The organism is Streptosporangium amethystogenes subsp. fukuiense (genome assembly GCF_042665875.1).
Lineage (GTDB): Bacteria > Actinomycetota > Actinomycetes > Streptosporangiales > Streptosporangiaceae > Streptosporangium > Streptosporangium fukuiense.
The window spans coordinates 8,403,642-8,427,044 of sequence record NZ_JBHTEE010000001.1 but is presented as its reverse complement, the minus strand read 5'-3'; the positions used below and the strand labels follow the sequence as shown (position 1 = coordinate 8,427,044).

The window sequence follows — 23,403 nt, the reverse complement described above, 5'->3', positions numbered from 1 at the left end:
CTGGACGAGTGACGATCCATCCAGGCCACAGTGCCGCGACTGTACGTTCCGCACAGTCCTGCCCTCCTAGACCTCCTCGAGCGCCCGCAAGGCGAGATACAGCTCCATGCGTGTTTCCGCGTCGCCGAGCCGGCAGCCGAGGCTGCTCTCGATCTGCCCGATGCGGTGACGGACGGTGTTGCGGTGCACGCCGAGTTCCTCGGCGGCACGGTCCCAGTGGCCGTTGTGCCGCAGCCAGATCCGCAACGTGGCGAGCAGATCGGCGGCGTCCTGCTGACGGCGCTCGCGCAGGGGGCGGAAGCGGCGGTCCGCGTAGTCACGCAGGCGGCTCATGTCCAGCGCCGCGGCGAGCCCGTCCACCTCGGTCCCGCTGATCACACAGGCGCCCTGGAACAGGGCCGTGCGCAGCGCCTGGACGGCCTCTTCGTACGCCGCCCTCAGCTGCGCGGCCGGATGAGCCGCGCTGATCCCGGCCAGCCAGCCGGCCCGCCCGAGATCGTCGGTGATCCGGGCCGGTGGTACGGACTCCGGCAGCAAGGCGATGGACACTTCGCCGTCCTGGTCGACGAACGGCGAGGCCAGCATGGAGGCGAGCTCACCGAGCCTGGCAGAGGTACCCGTGCCGCCGGCGGCACGCGCGCAGACGACCCGCCAGCGGGCACCGGAGCCGTGGACGCCGAACACGTCCGCGGCGTGCCGGACCCAGCGAGGTGAGTGCGGGTCGAGTGCCAGGGCCAGCGCCGCCCGGCCGACCTGGTGGGCGGGCCAGTTGTCCGCCGGAACGGGGATGAGCAGGCTGAGCAGGGAGGCCGCCATCGTCATCAAGGCGCGGTCGGTGACCCCGGCCACGATCGGGGCGCCCACGGCCAGCGCGTAGCCGCAGGGCAGCGGGCCGACCACCGACTGGACCATGACCCGCTGGTCGACCGAGCTCATCGTGACGCTCGTCGGGCGTGTGCTGGCGCAGACCCGATCGATGGCGACCCGTACCTCATCGTCGATCCGCGGCTCGCCCCCGGCCCATTCCCGCGGCCTGACCCGATCGGACAGCAGCGCCCACCCTCCCATGTGCGTGGCCAGTAGTTCGAGCGTCCTGGTAAGCGGGGACGGACCGGTGGCGGCCTTGATCAGGGCACGCTGGGCGTCGGTGAGCCGCTTGATCTCCGACATCTCCGAGGAGAGCAACTCTCCGTAGAGCAGCTCGGCGCAGGATTCGAAGGTCACCGCGGCAGGGATCTCCAGCAGCGGGAGGCCGTGCACCCGGCAGGCCGCCACGAGCTCTTCGGGCACCCGGTCGAAGACCGGCGTCACGCCGAACCCGATGGCCGCGACCCTGGCGGCTTTGACCCGGGCCACGTACTCCGTGCTCAGCTCGGGCCGCAGGTTGGTGCCCGCCAGCAGGAGCAGTTCGTCGCCCTGCAGGTAGCGCGAGGGATCGGTCAACTCGCTGACGTGCACCCAGCGGATCGGGACATCGAGGTGATCCTCGCCCGCGCGCACCGGCAGCCCCAGTCGAGCGACGAACACGCTGAGTGGCAGCATGCCGCCACTCTAGTGTCAATGCCGCCATGCCCTCGCCATCGGCGCAGCTCAGCGGCTCACTGCGATGAAGACCTTCGCGCTCGGCTCCATGGTGATCCAGTCGCCGCGGAATCCCTGAGGAATGTGGAACGACTCCCCGGCACCGAACTCCTTGCGCCGCCCCGCCGTGTCCTGCACCGCGACGCGGCCCTTGAGGATGACACAGATCTCGTCGTAGGGCCAGGAGTCGAATCGCACCGCTCCGGGCTCACCCGTCCAGAAACCGCCGGTGTACGAGCTCGCCGCACCGCCGAAGATCCGGAACTCCTCCTCCACCCACTCCTCCGACAGCAGGTGATAGTCGCTCAGCGGGGGCACGAAGCGCTCGCCGGCCCCGGCGTGTACGGCCCGCACCTGGTCGATGTCTGGAATATGTCCGGCGGTCACGCGGCGGCTCCGAAGCGGCGTAGGACGTTGTGCGTGATGCGCTCGACGAACGGGTCTCCAAGGCTGAGCACATGGGACCACTCCGTGGCGCCCCCGTTGAACACCTCGCCGTCGCCACGGGTGAAGGCCGCGATCATTCCGGCGCCGCGCATCTCGCCTTCGTGCACGTAGTCAGGCAGATCGTCGCCGAGGTCCGCGTTGTAGTTGTAGACCTCCTCCTCGGGCCCGCCGATCGGCACCTGGCCGCCGAAGCGGTTCTCCTCGCCCCGCACCGCGGGGGCGAGCGCGAGGATCTCCAAGGTCTCGGGCGCGCCGTCCTCGAACGTCGGATACGGCAACCCGCGCCGGAACGTGTACTCGACAGAGTCGAGCTCGAAGGCGGCCAGGAACGACGGCGGCCCGCCGAGCAGGTCGCCGTAGTAGAGGTCGCTGCCCTCGAAGGCCCAGTGGTGCGGCCGATAGACGGTGAAGCCGCCCGACGAGCGCGGCGTCGCCACGCCGTAACGGTTGTAGATCCCGCCCAGACCGTTGAGCCCCATGGTGGTCGCGCCCGGCCGGCCGACCGACTTCGCCTCCCACACCGTCGTGGCCAGATGGGGCGTCTCCCGCGCGCTGGGGTCCGCGGACGGCAGCCGGTAGCAGTACTGCGTGGTCCCGTCCTCGCTGAGCCGTACCTGCCACTGGTAGTTGCCGCCGAACCTGGCCAGGTTGCCGCCCGCGTCGACGAACGCGTCGACGGCGTCGCGCATGCGCCACGACCAGTACTCGTCGTGCCCGACGACGATCGCGCAGGAGTACCCGTCCAGTGCGTGGGGGTCGAAGTGCAGGTCGTGCTGGGTCAGGTAGTCGAGTTCGTACCCGTGACGCTCCGCCCAGACGACGAAGTGCCGCTCGTAGGTGGCCCAGAACGCGTCAGCGTGGTGGCGGCTGTAGCCGAACAGACGCGCCCACTCATACGAGGGGTAGCGCGGGGCGCCATACATCGGCAGCGTTCCCGTGTTGGCCTCGCGCGGCGCACCGGCCGGCTTACGGATCATGCCGCGGGCGATGGGCCGCTGCGTCGAGGCAAGCGGCGATCCGGCATCGTTGCGGGGGTCGTCGCCCAGGCCGCGGTAGTGATTGGCGCCGCCCCAGTCGTTGTAGGCCAGCATCGTGCTGGTGGTCAGCACGAGCGCGGCGCGGGCTCGCCGGTGCGCGGGCGCCTTGACGACGAAGAAGTGCTCGCGCTCCCACAGCTCGCCGGCCGGGGTGGTGGCGCGCACAACGACGATGTAGAAACCGCTGCGCCAGTCGTCGGGGATCTTCAGCTCCAGCCCGGCGGGCCAGCCGCAGCCGTTGGCGTAGGCGTCGGCCGGCGCCTCGAAGCGGCCCGCCGACAGCCTTGAACGTGACCACACGACCTGTGGCTCCAGCCCGTCTCGAAGCACCTGCAGCTCGAAGGACGGAACGCCGGCGCTGAGATGGAAGCGGACCGTCTCGCCGGGAAAGTAGGAGAACCTGTCGGTATAGCACCAGACCTCGGCCGCGTCCCGCTCGCTGAACGCGCGCTCCGACGGCCAGCCCCTCGGGGACCAGGCGAACGCGGCCGGCAACCCGGCCTGCTTGATCGTGTCGCTCACGACCCTCCTCGACTCGTATGTGGGACCGAGTTTATGAACCGGTGTTCGGGGCGGCGGAATAGACGATTTGCACAACGTACCTGGACGCTTCAGCCAGGGATCGTCGCGGCCCGAGCTCACTAGTCTCGGCATGCGCCTGCCCGTCTCGCGTGATCACGACCTGGGATCCACGTGCGCCGCGGCCAATACGACGACGTACGGACCCGCCGACACGAGAGGATTGACCAGAATGACCGAGCCCCGGGGGCCTGTCGACTCCTCACGCGTCCCGCGCTTCGCCGGCCCGGCGACCTTCGCCCGGCTGCCCCGCCTGGATGAGGTCGGGCGCGCCGACGTCGCGATCGTGGGAGTGCCGTTCGACACCGGCGTGTCCTACCGCCCGGGAGCGCGGTTCGGCCCCTCGGCCGTCCGGGAGGCCAGCCGCCTGCTCCGTCCGTACCATCCGGGCCTGGACGTCTCGCCGTTCGCGACCCAGCAGGTCGCCGACGCGGGCGACATCGCGTGCAACCCGTTCGACATCGGCGAGGCCGTCGAGACCATCGAGGAGGCCGCGTCGGGCCTGACCGCGGACGGAACCCGGCTGGTCACCATCGGCGGCGACCACACCATCGCGCTGCCGCTCCTGCGCGCCGCCGCGCGCCGCCACGGACCGATCGCGCTCCTGCACTTCGACGCCCACCTCGACACCTGGGACACCTACTTCGGCGCCGAATACACGCACGGCACTCCCTTCAGGCGCGCGATCGAGGAGGGCATTCTCGATACCGAGGCCATCGGCCACGTAGGCACCCGCGGCCCCCTGTACGCCAAGCAGGACCTCGACGACGACGAGCGCATGGGCTTCGGCATCGTCACCAGCGCGGATGTGATGCGGCGCGGCGTGGACGAGGTCGTCGACGCGCTCCGCCGGCGCATCGGCGACCGGCCCCTCTACCTGTCCATCGACATCGACGTGCTGGATCCGTCGCACGCGCCCGGTACCGGCACCCCGGAGGCGGGCGGCCTGACCAGCAGGGAGCTACTGGAAATCCTGCGCGGCCTCGCCGGCGGCAATCTGATCGGCGCGGACGTCGTCGAGGTGGCCCCCGCCTACGATCACGCCGAGATCACGTCGATCGCGGCCTCGCACGTGGCCTACGACCTGATCAGCCTGCTCGCCCTCTCGATTTCGTCGGCGAGACCGGGCCGCTGAGTGGGTGGACCGCACCCCACCGTATCCGTGCGTGGCCGACCCCGGTTCCCTGACGACCGCTCCGCAGTGGGCCACCGGGCGGGATTCCAGATCGCAGGGCAGCCCATTGCCGGCCGGGAGGCGCTGACCGGCCCCCTCAGCGTCGGCGAGATGCTGGGACGCGGTCCGCGATCGATCAACTGGCTACGTTGATCCGCATGACCGGGCCTCTCCCGCGTGTGGCCGGATGCGGTGGCGTCCGATGGGGAGCATCAGGGGGCTGCCGGAGACGGGGTCCTCGATGATGCGGCTGTCGAGGCCGAAGACGGTGCGGACGTTGTCCTCGGTGAGGACCTCGGCCGGGGTGCCGGAGGCGTGCAGGCGGCCGTCGGCCAGGGCGATGAGGTGGTCGGCGTAACGGGCGGCGAGGTTGAGGTCGTGCAGAACCATCACGACGGTGGTGCCGCGGGTGTGGTTCAGGTCGGTCAGCAGGTCGAGGACCTCGATCTGGTGGCTGGCGTCGAGGAAGGTGGTGGGCTCGTCGAGGAGCAGCAGGTCGGTCTGCTGGGCCAGCGCCATGGCGATCCAGACCCGTTGGCGCTGGCCGCCGGACAGCTCGTCGACGGCGCGGTCGGCGAGGTCGGTCGTCTGGGTGGCCTCCAGGGCCGCCGCCACCGCGGCGTCGTCCCCGTCGTTCCACCGGGAGAAGATCCCCTGATGGGGGTGGCGGCCGCGGCCGACAAGGTCGAGCACGGTGATGCCCTCGGGCGCGACCGGCGACTGGGGCAGCAGTCCGAGCGTGCGGGCCAGCTCCTTGGCGGGCATGCGGTGCACCTGTCTGCCGTCCAGGACGACGCGGCCCGCCCGGGGTGCGAGCAGCCGGGACAGGGAACGCAGGAGTGTCGACTTCCCGCAGGCGTTCGCGCCGACGATGACCGTGATCTCGCCGGGCGGCACGACCAGGTCGAGGGACTCGACGACGACGCGGTCGCCGTAGCCGAGCGTGAGGCTTTCGGCTACGAGGGAGTGGGACGTGGTCACAGCGAGCCTCCGGCCCGATGGGTGCGGACGATCAGATAGACGAGGTACGGCGCGCCGAGAACGCCCGTGACGACGCCGACCGGGTAGCGGACGTCGAACGCGAACTGGCCGGCGAAGTCGGCGACGAGGACCAGGAGGGCGCCGACGAACCCGGCGGGCACGAGCAGGGAGCCACCGGTGCCGACGAGCCGGGCCGCGATGGGGCCGGACAGGAACGCCACGAACGCGATCGGCCCGGCCGCCGCCGTGGCGAAGGCGATCAGGCCGACGGCGGCGACGATCAACGTGACGCGGGTGCGTTCGACGCGGACCCCGAGGGCGGAGGCGGTGTCGTCGCCGAGCCGCAGCGCCGACAGGTCCCGCGACTTCGCCAGCAGGACGGGGGTGAGCACGACCAGCGCGACGAGGGCGGGCAGGGCCTGCTCCCAGGTCGTGCCGTTGAGGCTGCCGGTCAGCCAGCGCAGGGCCTCCTGGAGATCCCACTCGGCGGCCCGGGACAGGACGTACGAGGTGATGCTCTCGAGGATCGCGGAGATCCCGATGCCGATCAGGATGAGCCGCGTGCCGACGACGCCGTCCCGGAACGCCAGGGTGTAGACCAGCAGGGCGACGGCGAGGGCGGAGACGATGGCGAGGATCGACACCTGGGTCCCGCCGAGGGACAGCGACACGATCGCGATGGCCGCCGCGGCGCTCGCCCCCCAGCTGATGCCGATGATGTCGGGGCTGGCCAGCGGGTTGCGGAGCATCGTCTGGAAGGTGACGCCGGCCAGGCCGAAGCTGAATCCCGCGACCACGGCGAGGACGGTCCGCGGCAGCCGGAGCCGCCCGACCGTGAAGGACGCCCCCGGCACCTGCTCGCCGAGGATGACGCGGACCACGTCGCGGGGCGGGTAGAAGGTCTGCCCGAACATCAGGGTCACGGCGAACCCGGCGGCGACGAGCACCGCCAGTGTCAGGACCACGGCGCGGCGCCGGGAGGCGCTCCGGCGGCGGCCGCGGGCGACGGCCTGGACGACGGAGGGCCCAGTGGCGGCGGGGGCGTTCACAGTCCCTCCTTCGTCGGGCCTGTGAACGCAACGCTGCTGTGCTCATTGGCTCGCTCGCTACGCTCGCTCACAGTCCCTCCTTCGTCGGGACCGTGAGCGCAACGCTGCTGTGTTCATTGGTTCGCTCGCTACGCTCGCTCACAGCTCACGCACCTTCTGGCGGCGGACGATGTGGATGAAGAACGGGGCGCCGATCAGCGCCGTCACGATGCCCACCTCGATGTCCGCGGGGCGCGCCACGATGCGGCCGACGACGTCGGCCGCGGTGAGCAGCGACGCGCCGACCAGGGCGGAGAACGGCAGCAGCCAGCGGTGGTCCACGCCGACGAGCAGGCGGCAGGTGTGCGGGACGACGAGTCCGACGAAGGCGATCGGCCCGGTGACGGCCGTCGACGCCCCGCACAGTACGACGGCGCCGAGAGCGGCCGTGGCCCGGGCGACGGCGACGCGCTCGCCGAGCCCGGCGGCGAGTTCGTCGCCCAGGGCGAGCGAGTTCAGCGCCCGCGCGGACAGCAGGCACACGACGAGGCCGGCGACGAGGAACGGCAGGACCTGCCCGATGCGCTCGTAGGACGCGCCGCCGACCCCGCCGATCTGCCAGAGCCGGAAGCTCCCGGCGATGTCGTTGCGGGGCAGGACGACGGCGCTGACCAGGGACGCGAAGGCCGCCGACGTGGCGGTGCCGGCGAGCGCGAGTTTGAGGGGCGTGGCCCCGCCGCGCCCGAGGGACCCGACGGCGTACACGAAGACGGCCGAGACCGCGGCTCCCGCCATCGCGACCCAGATGTACCCGGTCGGCGACGTGAGCCCGAAGAACGCGACGGCGGTGACGACGGTGAGCGACGCGCCCATGTTGACGCCCAGGATCCCCGGGTCGGCCAGCGGGTTGCGGGTCACGCCCTGCATGACGCCGCCGGCGAGGCCGAGCGCGGCACCGATGACCACCGCGAGCAGGGTGCGCGGTATCCGCTTGGCGACCGCCGCCTGTTCAAGGGTGTCGTCCGCGCCGCCGAGCGCTGCCCAGACGTCGGACCAGGCGACGTCGCGCGAGCCGAGGGCGACCGAGGCCACCATGAGCACGGCCAGGACCAGTACCGTGACGAGCAGCCACAGAACCCGGACGCGCGCCGGACGCCGCACGAGAGCGGCGTCCGGCGGGCGGTCGGTGTCGACCGGCGTCACTTGACCTTGTCCGCGGCCTCGGCGAGCGCCTTGGCGTAGTCCTCCAGCACCCACGAGATCGACAGGGGGGTCGGGTTCGCGGCGGTGCCCAGGGGCGTGCTGCCGGGCAGGAGGTACACCGAGCCGCGCTTGATGGCGGGGATCTTCGACAGCAGCGGGTCCTTGCCGAGCTTCTCGAGCAGCTCGCCCTTCTCGTCGCCGTATCCGGTGATGATGTCGACGTCGTCGAACACGTCGATCTGTTCCGCGCTCCGGGTCAGGGCGAACTTGTCCGTGCCCTCGGACGCCTTGGTGATGCTGCCCGGAATCGTCAGCCCGAGGTCCTCGAAGAACAACGTGCGGGTGTCGTGCGTCGTGTAGAAGCCGATCTCGCTCACATCGTTGGGGTCGACGTGCGTCATGAACATCGCCGACTTGCCCTTGAGCTGCGGGTACTTCGCGACGACCGCTTTGATGTCGCCCTCGATGTCGGTGATGAGCCTCTCGCCCTCGTCGGCGAGCCCGATGGCCTTGCTGTTCATCCGGATGATCTCGCGCCACGGGGTCGCCCACGCGGCGTCCGGGTAGGCCACCACGGGAGCGATCTCGCTCAGGGTGTCGTAGTCCTGCTTGGTCAGGCCCGAGTAGGCGGCCAGAATGACGTCCGGCTTCGTGTCGGCGACGGCCTCGAAGTCGATGCCGTCGGTCTCGTCGAACAGAACGGGCGTCTGGGCGTTGAGTTCCTCCAGGCGCTTCTTCACCCAGGGCAGGAGACCGTCGCCGTCGTCGTCGCCGAAGTTCGCGGCGGCCATGCCGACCGGGACGACGCCGAGGGCCAGCGGCGCTTCGTGGTTGGCCCAGTTGACCGTGGCCACCCGCTCCGGCTTCGCCGGGATGGTGATCTTCCCCAGCGCGTGCTCGACCGTCATGGGGAAGGCGCTCGGGCTGCTGCTCGGGGTGCTGCTCGCACTCTCGTTCTTGGTCTCCGGCGAGCCTCCGCAGCCCGCGATGCCCAGCAGGATGGCCGTCACGGCGAGGATGCGAAGGCTATATGGGCGCTTCAATCCGTACTCCACTCTCAGAATTCCGCTGGTGCCGGCCCTCACACGTCTGGATCGCGGTCCTGCGTTCGTGGAGCGGTACACCGTGCTACCGCAAGCTCTCGACCTAGTTAGGTAAGCCTTGCCTTGTTTGGAACCTTAGGAGAAATGACCGACTTGTCGCAATAGCCCTTTTGAGACACCTGTTGTTGAGATCGGGACACGGAGACCGGGCGACGGCCCCTCAGGCGGTGTCCGCCCGAGGACACGACACGTCCGCGAGACCCGCGCCGCGCGTGGAAGGCGGCCTTCGGCGTCCCGGAGTCTCAACGCGCTCGGAACGCCCCCGGTGTCAGCCCGGTCGTCCGCCGGAAGGCCGCGCCGAACGCGCTCGCCGAACGGTAGCCGACCTCCTCCGCCACGACGTCGACCTCCCATCCCTGGGTGAGCAGCGCGACCGCGTGCTGAGCGCGCACCGCCGCGATCCAGCGCGCGAAGCTGGTGCCCGTCTCCGCGTTGAAGGCACGGGTGATCGTGCGGGGGCTCACGCCCAGGATGGACGCCCAGTCCGCCAGCGTCCGAGGATCGCCCGGATCGTCCCGGAGCGCGTCGGCGATCGGGCGCAGCAGATCGGAGGTGGGCATGTGCAGGAGCAGTTCGCGCGAGGAGGGGGTGAGCACGTCGAGCACCATCGCCTCGGTCACCGACCGCGAGCCGGAGGACAACTCCGTGTCGGCGAGCCGCTCCAGCAGCAACCGGAGCAGCGGGGTGATCTCCACGCCGACGGGCGTGGGGAAGATCGAGGTCGTGGTGCCGAAGCCGAAGAAGTTGGCGCGACACCAGGTGCCGGCGATCGCCGAGCCGGAGTGCAACGTGCCCGCGGGCATCCACAGGCCCAGGGCGGGGGTGACCGTCCAGACCCGCGCCCCCACCACGGCCGTGGACGCGCCCCGCTCGTTCCAGAGCAGTTCGTGGAAGGGGTGGGAGTGCTCGTTCCAGGTGGTGTCGTGGGCGATGGTCTCGCTCCAGCCCAGGATCACGAACGGCACCTCGACCGGTCCCGCCGCGAGGGCGGGCAGCACGCGGGTCTCCCTGATCATGAGAGGACGCGGTGGGGCACGAGCGGCATTCCCCTACCCTAGGACCTGTCCCGCGGACCATGAGAGGCGGTCGGCGTTACCGGCGGGGGCGGTCGATCGCCAGGTCCGCGAGCCGTGGGCCGACCTCGGGAAACGAGCCGTCGCCGAACAGGATCCGCGCCGCCAGGGCACGACCGGCACGACCGCGCAGCACGCTCACCGCCGCCTCCGCCGCGGCAGGGGATCGGATGCCGGCGAACACCCGGCGCAGCAGCAGCCGGCCTCGGAACCGGGCCCGCAACGCGTCCCCGTCGTAGCGGCTCAGCACCCGCTGGTCGCCGGTACGCAGGTAGCCGGCGGTAACCGCCGCGGCCAGTTCGGACATGCGCAAACAAGGGTCCAGCCCGCCGGCCGTCAACGGCGACACCGCGCCCGCCGCGTCCCCGACGAGCAACCCGGCAGGGCATGCCAACCGTCGCAGCACACCGCCGACCGGGATCGGACCACCTCGACGCTCGACCGGACCGGCCGGCGGCGTCCTGCCGGGCGCATCCGCGGCGAAGGCGTCCAGCAGGTGGCGGATACCGGCACGCATCGCGTTCGGATAACCCGCGACGCCGACATGCGCATGCCGGCCGTCGTCGATGACCCATCCCAGATACCCCGGAGCGACCCGGGGGTCCAGCACGCAGTGGAACGCCGGAGTGGTCGTGCCCGACGCGACCGGATGGACGATCTCGGCACCGACGAGGAAGCGCCGGTTGACATCAAGCCCGAGATCACGGGCCACCCGGGAGCGGGCGCCGTCCGCGCCGACGACGAACCGGGCCATCACCGGTTCCGCACCCGCGAACCGCACAAAACCCCTCGACGCCTCGACATACCGCACACCCAGAAGGACCCGCGCCCCGGCCGACTCCGCGGCACGCCGCGCGTGCCGGTAGACGGCCGCCATGTCGGCCACACGGTACTCGTCCCGGTCGCTGGTGAGCCGGATCGGCGCCCGCCGCGACGGCGGATACAGCAGCACCTCCCGGACTCCCGGCCCGAGCAGGTGATCCGGCACGTCGAAGTCATCGAGGGTACGGCGCACGAAGATCCCTGTCGTGCGGATGCCCGTCGACAGCGACCTGCGACGGTCGACCACCAGCACGTTCAGTTCCCGTCGCGCGAGCAGGCGGGCGGTGCGCAGACCGGCCAGGCCCGCACCCACGACCAGTACATCCACTGTCCGCATACCTCGCGACGGTAGGAGCGATGCCTCACCCGTACGAGGGTTTGCACGCTACCTGCCCCATATCTCCACACCGTCGCCACATTCGAGACCGTGGACAGCCCCTCCACCGAGAAACCAACGTCAGAGTGATCGTTCTCCCGCTCGGCTCGAACGGTGCCACTGACGCGCAGGATCTTTGATGGTCATGGTCACTGTTCCTGGGCGCGATCGTGCCGGCGTTGGCGCTCGTGTTCGGTGCCGGAGCCGGTGAGGGTCCAGTGTGCGCGTCCTGCGACGTCGAGCCCGAGGGCGCGGCAGAGGGCTTCGACGACGGCGGGCGACGGGTTGATGGGACACCCCTGTTCGAGGCGTGCGTAGTAGTCGGTCGACACTCCGGCCAAGAGGGCGACTTCCTCGCGGCGCAGGCCCGGCACCCGGCGGACGCGGCCATCCGGGGGGAGGCCGACTCGCGCAGTTGCTGGAGCGCGGTGACAGCGTCGCCGCGACGACGCGCTCTTCCGAGCGGCTGCTCGCGGCGCTCGGTGACCGGGCCGACACGTCACGTCTCCTCCCGCTCACCGTCGACCTGCGGGACGAGGCGGCGGTCAGGCAGGCCGTGCTTGAGACCACCGAGCGTTTCGGCGGCCTGGACTGCGTCGTCAACAACGCGGGCTACGGATTCCTGGCCGCGGTGGAGGAGACCGGCGACCGCGACGTACGCGACATGCTCGACGTCCAGGTCGTCGGCGTGTGGAACGTGCTCCGTGCCACGCTGCCCATCCTCCGCGAGCAGCGCAGCGGCCATGTCATCAACGTGTCGTCGGTTCTCGGCCTGACCGCCGTTCCGGGCTGGGCACTGTACTGCGCGGGAAAGTTCGCGCTGGAGGGGCTGAGCGAGGCCCTCGCGGCCGAGGTGGCGGACTTCGGTGTCAAGGTCACCATCGTCGAACCCGGCTACTTCCGCACCGCCTTCCTCACCGAGGACTCGCTCGCCCTGCCCGCCGGCACGACCGCGCACTACCCGGCCATCCGCGAGATGACCGGCGACCACCTCAAGCTCCAGGGCAGCCAGCTCGGCGACCCGGTCAAGGGCGCCGGCGCGATCATCGGCCAGGTCGTGGCCGGCGACGGCCCGCTGCGCCAGCTGCTCGGCTCGGACGCCCACTCCTACGCCACCGCCAAGGTCGAGGCTCTCCGGTCGAACCTCGACGCCACCGCGCTCAGCGCGCCCGGCACCGACTTTCCCGCCGCCTGACATCAGTCGGCACACCGTGGAAAGGAGCCGCCCCGTTCTTTGATCCGGCGTCGGCGCGGGTGGACGCGGTCGCCGCGGGAGGAGTACGTCTTGCCGGCGGCCACCGCGCCCCGGGAGGGGGCGCGGGCGTCCGACGGGCAAGGCGGCCCGCGCCGGGGGCCGGGACGGCGCGGAACCGCGGGCTGTCGCCGGCTCTGGACTACTTCGGAACGGGCGGGTCGCAGACTTCAAGGAGCAAAGTGGTGAATCGGAAGCCTATTCCCATGCCGACAACGAGAATCTTCTCCCCCCTTTGGAGTTGTCCACCGCGGAGAAGGTGATCGATACCGAGGAGCGCGTCAGAGGGACCGACGTGGCCGGTTTCTCGTAGGAAATCCCACGTGGTACGACTCGGCGCGATGTCCAGGGGTTCCAGGATCAGGGCGGAGAGCTGGGCGAGGCCGACCCCGGTCACCGCGACCTTCGCCACCTCCGGCAACTCGACTCCCGACTCCTCCAGCACCTGCTTCACTGTTTTCATGCCGGCATCTCGGATGATGGGAAGGTAGGGCCCGAGACTGGTCTTCTGGGCCAGCATGATATTCCCGTCATCCAGATCTCCCCGGACCGCGACGAGCGACTCAAGCTCAGAGGCGGAGGTGTGAGAACTGGCTATCAGCCGGGCGTACCCGCCCTCGCGGGACAGAACCGCCGCGGCGGAACCATCCGAAAGGAAGACGCCCAGCGATTCCTGCCATCGCCCCAACCTGCCCGCGTGGTAGCGACCGGCCGCGGTGACCATCGCGGCGCCGGCGGAAGGGTCGGATCTCAGCAAGCTCGCCGCGACGACGAGACCTGTCGCTCCCCCGTTGCTCGCCGCCCCCAGTTCGAAGGCCAGCGCTTCGGGCACGCCGAGGACCCGTTGCACGTGACAGACAGGCGCGAAGTGTTCCTGATCATCCAAACAGGCGTAGACGAGCGACGCGATGTCATCGGCGCCGCATCCCGAGTTCTTCATCGCGTCAACCGCCGCCATCCCCGCCATCTCCGCTGCCGAGTGGTCCCGCGAAATGGTGAGGGAGGCCCAGTCGGACAGCTTGAGGCTGGTCGGATTCGCACTGATGGCGCAGTCGCTCAGCACGTCCTCGACGTTCACCCGGGGCGGCAGGAATCTCCCTGTGCCGGAGATGAAGACGCTATCCCAGAGCAATGTTCCCACCTGTTTCATTGGCCGTGCTCCGCGCCAGATCCATCAGCCAGTTACTCACGGTCAGGCCGATGAGCGCGGAGTGTTCTTCGAGTACGTCGGTCTCGGCGGGAACGGTCACCACCTTCGGGACTTCCACGGACGCGATCGGGAACCGCGAGGAAGAGCCTGCGTGACCTGGCCGGACGAGGAGGATCGGGGTTTCGATCTCCGCGGGTTCCCAGCGGTGGAAGAGTTCGCCGTACCAGGCGGTCGCGGTGAGTCGCTCGTCGGAAGGGACGTCGGGCCCCTCCCTGCCTGCCATTCTCCGCAGCAGAACGGAGAGTTCGTCGCGGTGTCCGTTCGCCGCGTTCCCAGGGGGATCGATCAGCACCACACCCGCGAGCGGCGAGTTCAGCCGCTCCAGTGCCAGTGCTGTCGCGCACACCGGAAGACACGTCAGCGAGTTGCCGACCAGTACGACCGGCTTCCCGTGCGGGGACTCCGGAAGTGCCCTGATCACGCTCTCGGCCATGACCGCCACGTTCGCGGGAAGCTCTCCGCTGGAGAACCCGGGCAGGGTGATCGCGGAGACGTCGCGAATTCCTTCGAGCGCTCTCGCGAATTTGAGATATTCGGACTCACCCGACGAGAGGCACACCAGCGCCGGTCGTACGGACCCCTGGGACAGCGAAGTCGAGGGCAGCGGTCGTGCCACGTCGAATGACGGGCGCAGCCGCGACGCGGTCAGCAGTAGATCTGCTCCTTCCTCAGGCTTGCCGAGTGATATCGCCTGCCTGAGAAGCGAGAGGATCGGGCCGGCGTCCTTGCCGCTGTCGTCTGGGCAGAGCTCCCGGTGAATGTAGGCGGCGAGGGCCCGCGAGGTCGGATAGTCGTAGATGAGGGTGGCTGGAAGCTCCAGGCCGATGACCCGCTTGAGGTGCTTACGAAGTTCGAGAGCGGTCAGCGAGTCCAGGCCGAGATCCTTGAAGGAGTGTTCGAGCGGTATTCCGTCGGAGTCACTGTGGCCGAGCACGGTGGCGACGGTGGTCTGGACGACGCCCAGGAGGTGGTGGCGCTGTCGTTCCGGGGGTAGTTCCGCCAGTCGCACCGCCAACGCGTCGCCGGACCCGGAGGAGACGGCCGGGCTTTGGCGGATGCGCGCGACTTCCGGGATCTCATCGAACAGGGAGCACGGACGATAGGCGGTGTAGAGCGGGTAGAAGTTGCCCCAGTCGAAGCTGGCGATGACAGCGGTCGGCCGGTCCTCGGTCAGCACCTGCTCAAGCTCGGCCAGAGCCCGCTGCGTCTGCATTCTTCTCAGGCCGTGATGAGGGAAGGTGTGGTCCCTGCCCTCCCAGATCCCCCACGCGATCGAGTGGGCGGGAAGACCTTGGGCACGACGCTGGTGTGCGAGGTAGTCCAGGAAGGCGTTCGCAGCCGCGTAACTCGCGAACCCCTTTCCTCCCAGGATGACGGCCGTGGACGAAAACAGGATGAACTCTGAGAGGTCACTGGATTTCGTCAGCTCATGGAGGTTCAGCGCACCGTCGACCTTCGCCCGCAGAGCGTTCTCCAGTCGTTCTGCTGTGAGGTCGGACAGCGTGGCGTCGTCGAACGTACCGGCCATGTGAATGACTGTCCGCAGCGGCTGACCGGGGTCGATGTCGGCGAGCACCCCCGCCAGAGCGGAACGATCCGCGATGTCGCAGGCGACGATCCGGATCTCGGCGCCCAGCGCACGCACTTCGTCGACCAACTGTGCGGCGCCCGGTGCTTCCGGCCCGCTGCGGCTCAGCAGAAGCAGGTGTCTGGCGCCGTTGTGCACGATCCGCTTGGCGAGAGACTTTCCTACTTCTCCGGTACCGCCCGTGATGAGCACCGTTCCGTCGGAAGGCCATGCGTAGGAGGAGGCTCGGGGCACGGCACTACGACTGAGCCGGCGACGCAGCAGTCCTCTCGGCCGGACAGCGAACTGATCGTCGACACCGCCACCGAGTGCCTGGCAGATATGTGTCCCGACCTCGTCTCCGACGTGCTCGACCAGGTCGATCAGCCCTCCCCAGCCGTGCGGATTCTCCTGGCGTGCCACCAGGTGCAGGCCCCAGGAGAGGGCGTGGATCGGATCGTCCAGCGGTTCGTCGGGATCGGTGACCACCGCGTTCTGGGTCAGGACCCACAGGGGAACGTCGATCCCCTCCAGGGCCTGGGCGAGTTTGAGGTTGCCGATCACACCTGCCGGCAGCTGGGGGAACGCCGGATGAGAGCGCCGGTCCAGGGCGAGCCAGGAGACGACTCCCGCCAAGGCGGATGACCTACCTTCGCCGGATCGGTCGTCGACGCCTGAATCCGCGCCCGATGGAGAGAGCGATCCGACCATGTCGTGAACGTGCCGGGTCAGCTCCTCCCGGGAGACGGTGTCGGCGACCACGAGGGTGACGACCTTCGCCCCCTGCTCGGTCATCGCGCTGGAAGTCGCCGATACCTGGCCCATGTCGGCTTGTCCGGGCGTTGTGACGACCAGCCAGGTACCGGACAGTCGCGGCACTTCTCGTTCCAGCCGCCGCCACGTGAGCTGGTAGTGCCAATCCCCCGTGACCGCACGATCCTTTCTCCCGAGACGCCACTCCCCGAGATCCTTGAGCAGGGGCCTCAGGGAGGCGATCCGCTCGTCATCGACGATGTTCAACAGGGAGGCCACCTCTCCCGGATCGTCGTTCTCCACGGCGCGCCAGAATTCGAGATCGTACGATGGGACGTCGGCTGCCCTCTCCGTCGAAGTGAGCCAGTACGGCCGGTGCTGGAAGGGATACGTCGGCAACTCCGGCCGACCGGTGACCGGCGGAACCGGATAGAGCGCGCCCCAGTCCGGGCTCAGACCATGGGCGTGCAACGTCGCCACCGCCGTGGCCAACGCCGTCACCTCGGGACGGTCCTTACGCAGGCTCCCCACCGCGATCGCGGGCACCTCATGCGCCTCGACCCTGGCCGAGAACGCCGGCACCAAAATCGGGTGCGGACTCACCTCGACGAACACCCGATGGTCCTGACCGAGCAGGCTCTGCACCGTCTCGTCGAAACGCACACTGTTACGCAGGTTGCGATACCAGTACTCACCGTCCAACCCGGTGGTGTCCAACGGCCGCCCGGCACCCTGGCTCTCGATGCCTTCGATGCCTTCGATGCCTTCGATGCCTTCGATGCCTTCGATGCCTTCGATGCCTTCGACGGTGGAGTAGAACGCCACCTCACCCGGCCTCGGGACGATACCCGCCAACGCCTCCACAATGGTCTCGCGCAACTCCTCCACCAACGGAGAATGCGAGGCGTAATCCACCTCCACCGCCCGAGCCCGCACCCCCTCGGCCTCACACACCGCGAGAAACTCCGCCACCGCCTCGGCCGTACCCGAAACGGTCGTGCTCTGCGGGCCATTGACCGTCGCCACCCACAACCGGCCCCGCCAACGCTCCAACAAGACCAACACACTGGCCTCATCAGCCCACACCGACACCATCGCGCCGGTACCGGCCAGACGCGCCAACGCCCTGCTCCGCAACACCACCACCCGCGCCGCGTCCTCCAACGACAACGCACCCGCCACATACGCCGCCGCGATCTCCCCCTGCGAATGCCCGACCACCGCATCCGGAACAATCCCCCACGACCGCCACAACCGCGCCAAAGACACCATCACCGCGAACAACACCGGCTGCACCACCTCAGCGCCCGCCAACGCCGGCGCCCCCACACCACCCCGCAACACCTGCACCACCGACCAACCGGTATGCGCACTCAGCGCCCGGTCACACTCATCCAGCGCGTCGCGGAACACCTCGAAGGCGTCATACAACTGCAAACCCATACCGGCCTGCTGCGAACCCTGACCGGGAAAGACGAACACCGTCCTGCCCGGCCCCTGCGCACTCACCCGCCCGTACACCACACCCGGATGAACACGCCCCTCGGCAACAGCTCCAACAGCCTCGGTCGTCTGCTCGACATCACCGGCCGCCGGGTCCACGATCACGGCCCGGTGCGCGAAATGCGTCCGCCCGACCGCCAGCCCATGCGCCACGGCCACCGCATCCACATCCCGGCCATCGGCCAGATACCCACCCAACCGCCGCGCCTGCTCCCGCAACGCCTCCTCACTGCGTGCCGAAAGCGGCCACACCACCAACGACGACCCATCACCACCGCCCTCGTTCTCGACGACCGGCGGCTCCTCCAAGATGAGATGAGCGTTCGTCCCACTGATACCGAACGACGACACCCCCGCACGCCTGGGCCGCCCACCCCCCGGCCACACCCGCGCCTCGGCCAGCAGCGACACCGCCCCCTCGGACCAGTCCACATGCGGACTCGGCTCATCCACATGCAACGTCCTCGGCAACACCCCCCGCTCTATCGCCATCACCATCTTGATCACACCCGCGATACCGGCCGCCGCCTGCGTATGACCGATGTTGGACTTCACCGACCCCAGCCACAACGGCCGATCGACCGGCCGATCCCGCCCATAGGTGGCGAGCAGAGCACCGGCCTCGATCGGATCACCCAACGTGGTCCCGGTGCCATGAGCCTCGACGACATCGACATCAGCCGCACTGAGACCGGCACTGGCCAAAGCAGCACGAATGACACGCTGCTGCGAAGGACCATGAGGAGCCGTCAGACCGTTGGAAGCCCCGTCCTGGTTGATGGCCGACCCACGAACCACCGCCAGTACCCGGTGACCCAGACGACGGGCGTCGGACAACCTCTCCAGCAGCAGCATCCCGGCGCCCTCACTCGCCACCATGCCGTCGGCACCGGCACCGAACGCCTTCGTCCGGCCATCCGCCGCCAGCACGCGCTGCCGGGCGAAGTCCACGAACAGGTCGGTGGAGGCCATGACCGTGACAGCACCGGCCAGTGCCATCGCGCACTCACCCCGGCGCAACGCCTGAGCGGCCAGATGCACGGCCACCAGTGAGGAGGAACACGCGGTGTCCACCGTGATCGCCGGCCCCTCCAAACCCAGCGTGTACGCGATGCGGCCGGACGCCACGCTGGCCGCCACTCCGGTCAGCCGGTGGCCCTCAACGGCTTCGGAGCTCCCGGCACCATACTCATGAGACCACGTACCCGCGAAGACCCCGGTGGGGGTCCCGGCCAGGCTGCGCGGATCGATGCCCGCCCTCTCCACCGCCTCCCAGGCGACCTCCAACAGCAACCGCTGCTGCGGATCCATCCCCAACGCCTCACGAGGCGAGATACCGAAGAACTCCGCGTCGAACCCGGCCGCGTCATCCAGGAACCCACCGCGCCGAACATACGTCGTACCCGACTCATCCGGATCGGAGCCGAACAACCGGTCCAGATCCCAGCCACGATCCACCGGGAACTCGACACTCACCTCCCTTCCCGCCTCGACCACGTCCCACAGCTCCGCCGCGGACGTCACCCCGCCGGGGAAACGGCAACCGATCCCCACCACCGCGATCGGCTCGTCCGTCTCCATCCCTACCGGTGCTGGAACGGCGGCGGACGCGACACCGGCTACCTGCTCGTAGAGATGAGTTGCCAGGGCCCGTGGCGTGGGGTGGTCGAAGACGACGGTCGGGGGAAGGTCGCAGCCCGTGGTCCGGCCGAGCTGCTTGCGAAGTTCGAGCGCGTTGAGGGAGGTGAAGCCGAGAGCCTTGAACTGCTGCTCTGGGTCGAGGGTGCCGGAGCTGACATGCCCGAGAACGGTCGCCACGTGGGCCTGGACGATCCGCAGGAGCCGGTCGTGCTGTTGACCTGGAGTGAGACCGGCCAGTTCGGCGGCGAAGGACCGTGCGGTGTCGGCATTGCCGGCACGGCGACGGACGGTCCGGGTTGGGCGGCTCCTCGGCGTGACGGGGGTGTGCTCCTCCGAGAGCGGGCTGCTTGACCGGAGGGTGAGGGCGTCGATGGTGATGACGGGCGCGTCCGCGGGATCTGTGGCGGTGACACTGACGGTGTCGGCGTCGACGGTGGTGATGCGTACCCGCAGCATCGTGGCGTCGGTGGCGTGCAACGTGATGCCCGACAACACGAACGGCATCCGCATACCGCCACCGCCGCCATCGCCACTGGTGGTGCCGGGCAGTATGAGGGGGTGAAGCGCCGCGTCAAGAAGGGCCGGATGGATGCCGTGACCGCGGCTGTCGAGGCTTTCGGGAAGCCGGACCTCGGCGTAGAGGTCATCGCCCTGGCGCCAGATGGCGCTCACGGCCTGGAAGGCGGGACCGTACTGGTAACCGGCGGCGGCCAGCCGCTCATACAGACCCTCCACCGGAACCACCTGTGCGCCCGGCGGCGGCCACGAATTCCAGCCCGCCGTCACCGTGGACGAAACACCCGACAGGTATCCGCTCGCGTGTAGTGTCCAGCCATCCTGCCCGCCCGTACTGTGCGGGCGGGAATGAACGCTGAAGGCGCACCGCTCCTCCCGCGATGTCCCGACGATGACCTGCAGGTCCACCGCCCCCTCGGCCTCCAGCACCAACGGCGCCTGCAACACCAACTCGTCAACGACCTGATGACCGGCATGATCGGCAGCTCCCAGCACCAGATCCACGAACGCGGCCCCCGGCACCAGCACCCGCCCACCCACCGCGTGATCGGCAAGCCAGGCATGCCCCCGCAGTGAAAGCCGGCCCGTCAACACCACCTGACCCTGCTCGGCCAACTCGGTCACCGCACCCACCAACGGATGATCCGAAACCCCCAGACCCGCCGCCGACACACTCCCACCCGCACCCACCGCCGAAGCCAGCCAGTACGGCCGGTGCTGGAAGGGATACGTCGGCAACTCCGGCCGACCGGTGACCGGCGGAACCGGATAGAGCGTGCCCCAATCCGGGCTCAGACCATGGGCGTGCAACGTCGCCACCGCCGTGGCCAACGCCGTCACCTCGGGACGGTCCTTACGCAGGCTCCCCACCGCGATCGCGGGCACCTCATGCGCCTCGACCCTGGCCGAGAACGCCGGCACCAAAATCGGGTGCGGACTCACCTCGACGAACACCCGATGGTCCTGACCGAGCAGGCTCTGCACCGTCTCGTCGAAACGCACACTGTTACGCAGGTTGCGATACCAGTACTCGCCGTCCAACCCGGTGGTGTCCAACGGCCGCCCGGCACCCTGGCTCTCGATGCCTTCGATGCCTTCGACGGTGGAGTAGAACGCCACCTCACCCGGCCTCGGGACGATACCCGCCAACGCCTCCACAATGGTCTCGCGCAACTCCTCCACCAACGGAGAATGCGAGGCGTAATCCACCTCCACCGCCCGAGCCCGCACCCCCTCGGCCTCACACACCGCGAGAAACTCCGCCACCGCCTCGGCCGTACCCGAAACGGTCGTGCTCTGCGGGCCGTTGACCGTCGCCACCCACAACCGGCCCCGCCAACGCTCCAACAAGACCAACACACTGGCCTCATCAGCCCACACCGACACCATCGCGCCGGTACCGGCCAGACGCGCCAACGCCCTGCTCCGCAACACCACCACCCGCGCCGCGTCCTCCAACGACAACGCACCCGCCACATACGCCGCCGCGATCTCCCCCTGCGAATGCCCCACCACCGCATCCGGAACAATCCCCCACGACCGCCACAACCGCGCCAAAGACACCATCACCGCGAACAACACCGGCTGCACCACCTCCGCGCCCGCCAACGCCGGCGCCCCCACACCACCCCGCAACACCTCCACCACCGACCAGCCCGTATGCGCACCCAACGCCCGGTCACACTCATCCAGCGCGTCGCGGAACACCTCGAAGGCGTCATACAACTGCAAACCCATACCGGCCTGCTGCGAACCCTGACCGGGAAAGACGAACACCGTCCTACCCGGCCCCTGCGCACTCACCCGCCCATACACCACACCCGGATGAGCACCCCCCTCGGCAACAGCCTCCAGCGCCCCACCCGACACCACACCACCGGCCACCGAACCCGTCACCGAATCCACCGGGTCCACGATCACCGCCCGGTGCGCGAAATGCGTCCGCCCGACCGCCAGCCCATGCGCCACGGCCACCACATCCACATCCACATCCACATCCGGACGATCGGCCAGATACCCACCCAACCGCCGCGCCTGCTCCCGCAACACCTCCTCACTGCGCCCCGAAAGCGGCCACACCACCAACGACGACCCAGCGGAAACCACACCGGCACCACCGGAACCAAGACCATCGACGACCGGCGACCCCTCCGAGACGACCGGCGGCTCCTCCAAGATGAGATGAGCGTTCGTCCCACTGATACCGAACGACGACACCCCCGCACGCCTGGGCCGCCCACCCCCCGGCCACACCCGCGCCTCGGCCAGCAGCGACACCGCCCCCTCGGACCAGTCCACATGCGGACTCGGCTCATCCACATGCAACGTCCTCGGCAACACCCCCCGCTCCATCGCCATCACCATCTTGATCACACCCGCGATACCGGCCGCCGCCTGCGTATGACCGATGTTGGACTTCACCGACCCCAGCCACAACGGCCGATCAACCGGCCGATCCCGCCCATAGGTGGCAAGCAGAGCACCGGCCTCGATCGGATCACCCAACGTGGTCCCGGTGCCATGAGCCTCGACGACATCGACATCAGCCGCACTGAGACCGGCACTGGCCAAAGCAGCACGAATGACACGCTGCTGCGAAGGACCATGAGGAGCCGTCAGACCGTTGGAAGCCCCGTCCTGGTTGATGGCCGACCCACGAACCACCGCCAGAATCGGATGCTTGTTGGCCAGCGCGTCCGACAGTCTTTCGAGCAGTACGATCCCGGCGCCCTCACTCGTCACCATGCCGTCGGCACCGGCACCGAACGCCTTCGTCCGGCCATCCGCCGCCAGCGCACGCTGCCGGGCGAAGTCCACCAGAAGGTCGATGGAGGCCATGACCGTGACACCACCGGCCAGAGCGAGGTCGCACTCACCTGATCGCAGTGACTGACAGGCCTGATGCACGGCCACCAGCGAGGAGGAACACGCGGTGTCCACCGTGATCGCCGGCCCCTCCAAACCCAGCAAGTAGGAGATACGCCCCGAAGCCACACTGGCCGCCACTCCGGTCAGCCGGTAGCCCTCAACGGCTTCGGAGCTCCCGGTCCCATACTCATGGGACCAAATGCCCGCGAAGACCCCGGTGGGGGTCCCGGCCAGGCTGCGCGGATCGATGCCCGCCCTCTCCACCGCCTCCCAGGCGACCTCCAACAGCAACCGCTGCTGCGGATCCATCCCCAACGCCTCACGAGGCGAGATACCGAAGAACTCCGCGTCGAACCCGGCCGCGTCATCCAGGAACCCACCGCGCCGAACATACGTCGTACCCGACTCATCCGGATCAGAGCTGAACAACCGGTCCAGATCCCAGCCACGATCAACCGGGAACTCGCCGATCACTTCCTTCCCCGCCTCGACCACGTCCCACAGCTCCGCCGCGGACGTCACCCCGCCGGGGAAACGGCAACCGATCCCCACCACCGCGATCGGCTCGTGTGCCTGAGTTTCCAGTTCACGAAGCCGCTGCTTGGTCTCGTAAAGCTCGACCGTCGCCTTTTTCAGATACTGTACGAGCTTCTCTTGGTCGCTCACCGGGCCAACCTCCGCATAATGGT

General features: G+C 69.2%; 14 protein-coding genes. 2 read left to right on the top strand and 12 right to left on the bottom strand.

Features of this window, described 5'->3' with window-relative positions; translation table 11 throughout:
- Positions 1 to 66 precede the first annotated feature (66 nt).
- Genes ACFQVD_RS37500 through ACFQVD_RS37490 form a run of 3 tightly spaced genes read right to left on the bottom strand, consistent with a single transcriptional unit; the run spans position 67 to position 3,587 of the window.
- Positions 67 to 1,542 carry a PucR family transcriptional regulator gene (locus tag ACFQVD_RS37500; RefSeq protein WP_343981367.1) on the bottom strand — a complete coding sequence of 492 codons (1,476 nt, stop codon included), beginning with the start codon at positions 1,540 to 1,542 and terminating at the stop codon, positions 67 to 69.
- A gap of 48 nt (positions 1,543 to 1,590) precedes the next feature.
- On the bottom strand, positions 1,591 to 1,968 hold the full coding sequence (locus ACFQVD_RS37495; protein WP_343981370.1) for a cupin domain-containing protein: 378 nt from the start codon (positions 1,966 to 1,968) through the stop codon (positions 1,591 to 1,593).
- Entirely contained in the window at positions 1,965 to 3,587 is a 1,623-nt protein-coding gene (locus tag ACFQVD_RS37490; protein ID WP_343981373.1) for a N,N-dimethylformamidase beta subunit family domain-containing protein, read from the bottom strand. Before ACFQVD_RS37490 ends, ACFQVD_RS37495 begins: the two co-directional genes overlap by 4 nt.
- A gap of 229 nt (positions 3,588 to 3,816) precedes the next feature.
- Between ACFQVD_RS37490 and speB the strand changes: the two genes are divergently transcribed.
- Positions 3,817 to 4,779: an agmatinase gene (gene speB, locus ACFQVD_RS37485; RefSeq protein ID WP_343981377.1), complete on the top strand. Its 963-nt coding sequence runs from the start codon at positions 3,817 to 3,819 to the stop codon at positions 4,777 to 4,779.
- 183 nt (positions 4,780 to 4,962) lie between these two features.
- Here the strand turns inward: speB and ACFQVD_RS37480 are convergent, their stop codons facing one another.
- From ACFQVD_RS37480 to ACFQVD_RS37450, 7 genes are all read right to left on the bottom strand, one after another.
- Positions 4,963 to 5,799, bottom strand: coding sequence for an ABC transporter ATP-binding protein (locus tag ACFQVD_RS37480; RefSeq protein ID WP_343981380.1), 837 nt, complete (start codon positions 5,797 to 5,799; stop codon positions 4,963 to 4,965).
- Complete coding sequence (locus ACFQVD_RS37475; protein ID WP_343981383.1) at positions 5,796 to 6,848, bottom strand: FecCD family ABC transporter permease; 1,053 nt, start codon at positions 6,846 to 6,848, stop codon at positions 5,796 to 5,798. The genes ACFQVD_RS37480 and ACFQVD_RS37475 overlap by 4 nt, the downstream gene beginning before the upstream one ends.
- Positions 6,849 to 6,986: 138 nt before the next feature.
- Positions 6,987 to 8,030 carry a FecCD family ABC transporter permease gene (locus ACFQVD_RS37470; RefSeq protein WP_343981386.1) on the bottom strand — a complete coding sequence of 348 codons (1,044 nt, stop codon included), beginning with the start codon at positions 8,028 to 8,030 and terminating at the stop codon, positions 6,987 to 6,989.
- Positions 8,027 to 9,073: an iron-siderophore ABC transporter substrate-binding protein gene (locus ACFQVD_RS37465; protein ID WP_343981389.1), complete on the bottom strand. Its 1,047-nt coding sequence runs from the start codon at positions 9,071 to 9,073 to the stop codon at positions 8,027 to 8,029. The genes ACFQVD_RS37470 and ACFQVD_RS37465 overlap by 4 nt, the downstream gene beginning before the upstream one ends.
- 302 nt (positions 9,074 to 9,375) lie before the next feature.
- Positions 9,376 to 10,149 carry a helix-turn-helix transcriptional regulator gene (locus tag ACFQVD_RS37460; protein ID WP_343981392.1) on the bottom strand — a complete coding sequence of 258 codons (774 nt, stop codon included), beginning with the start codon at positions 10,147 to 10,149 and terminating at the stop codon, positions 9,376 to 9,378.
- Between the two features lie 76 nt (positions 10,150 to 10,225).
- Positions 10,226 to 11,365, bottom strand: a complete 1,140-nt coding sequence (locus ACFQVD_RS37455) for an NAD(P)/FAD-dependent oxidoreductase (RefSeq protein ID WP_343981395.1) — start codon at positions 11,363 to 11,365, stop codon at positions 10,226 to 10,228.
- Positions 11,366 to 11,553: 188 nt separating this feature from the next.
- The gene (locus tag ACFQVD_RS37450) at positions 11,554 to 11,778 is read right to left on the bottom strand and encodes a helix-turn-helix domain-containing protein (RefSeq protein ID WP_386273371.1); all 225 of its coding nucleotides are present in this window, start codon (positions 11,776 to 11,778) and stop codon (positions 11,554 to 11,556) included.
- A gap of 41 nt (positions 11,779 to 11,819) precedes the next feature.
- On the opposite strand from ACFQVD_RS37450, the gene ACFQVD_RS37445 reads away from it, so the two are divergent.
- On the top strand, positions 11,820 to 12,599 hold the full coding sequence (locus tag ACFQVD_RS37445; protein ID WP_343981399.1) for an SDR family NAD(P)-dependent oxidoreductase: 780 nt from the start codon (positions 11,820 to 11,822) through the stop codon (positions 12,597 to 12,599).
- A gap of 199 nt (positions 12,600 to 12,798) precedes the next feature.
- Here the strand turns inward: ACFQVD_RS37445 and ACFQVD_RS37440 are convergent, their stop codons facing one another.
- Positions 12,799 to 13,806 (bottom strand): ketoacyl-ACP synthase III family protein, encoded by a 1,008-nt coding sequence (locus ACFQVD_RS37440; protein WP_343981403.1) that lies wholly within the window; start codon positions 13,804 to 13,806, stop codon positions 12,799 to 12,801.
- Positions 13,775 to 23,380 carry a type I polyketide synthase gene (locus ACFQVD_RS37435; protein WP_386273368.1) on the bottom strand — a complete coding sequence of 3,202 codons (9,606 nt, stop codon included), beginning with the start codon at positions 23,378 to 23,380 and terminating at the stop codon, positions 13,775 to 13,777. Before ACFQVD_RS37435 ends, ACFQVD_RS37440 begins: the two co-directional genes overlap by 32 nt.
- Between the last annotated feature and the right edge of the window lie 23 nt (positions 23,381 to 23,403).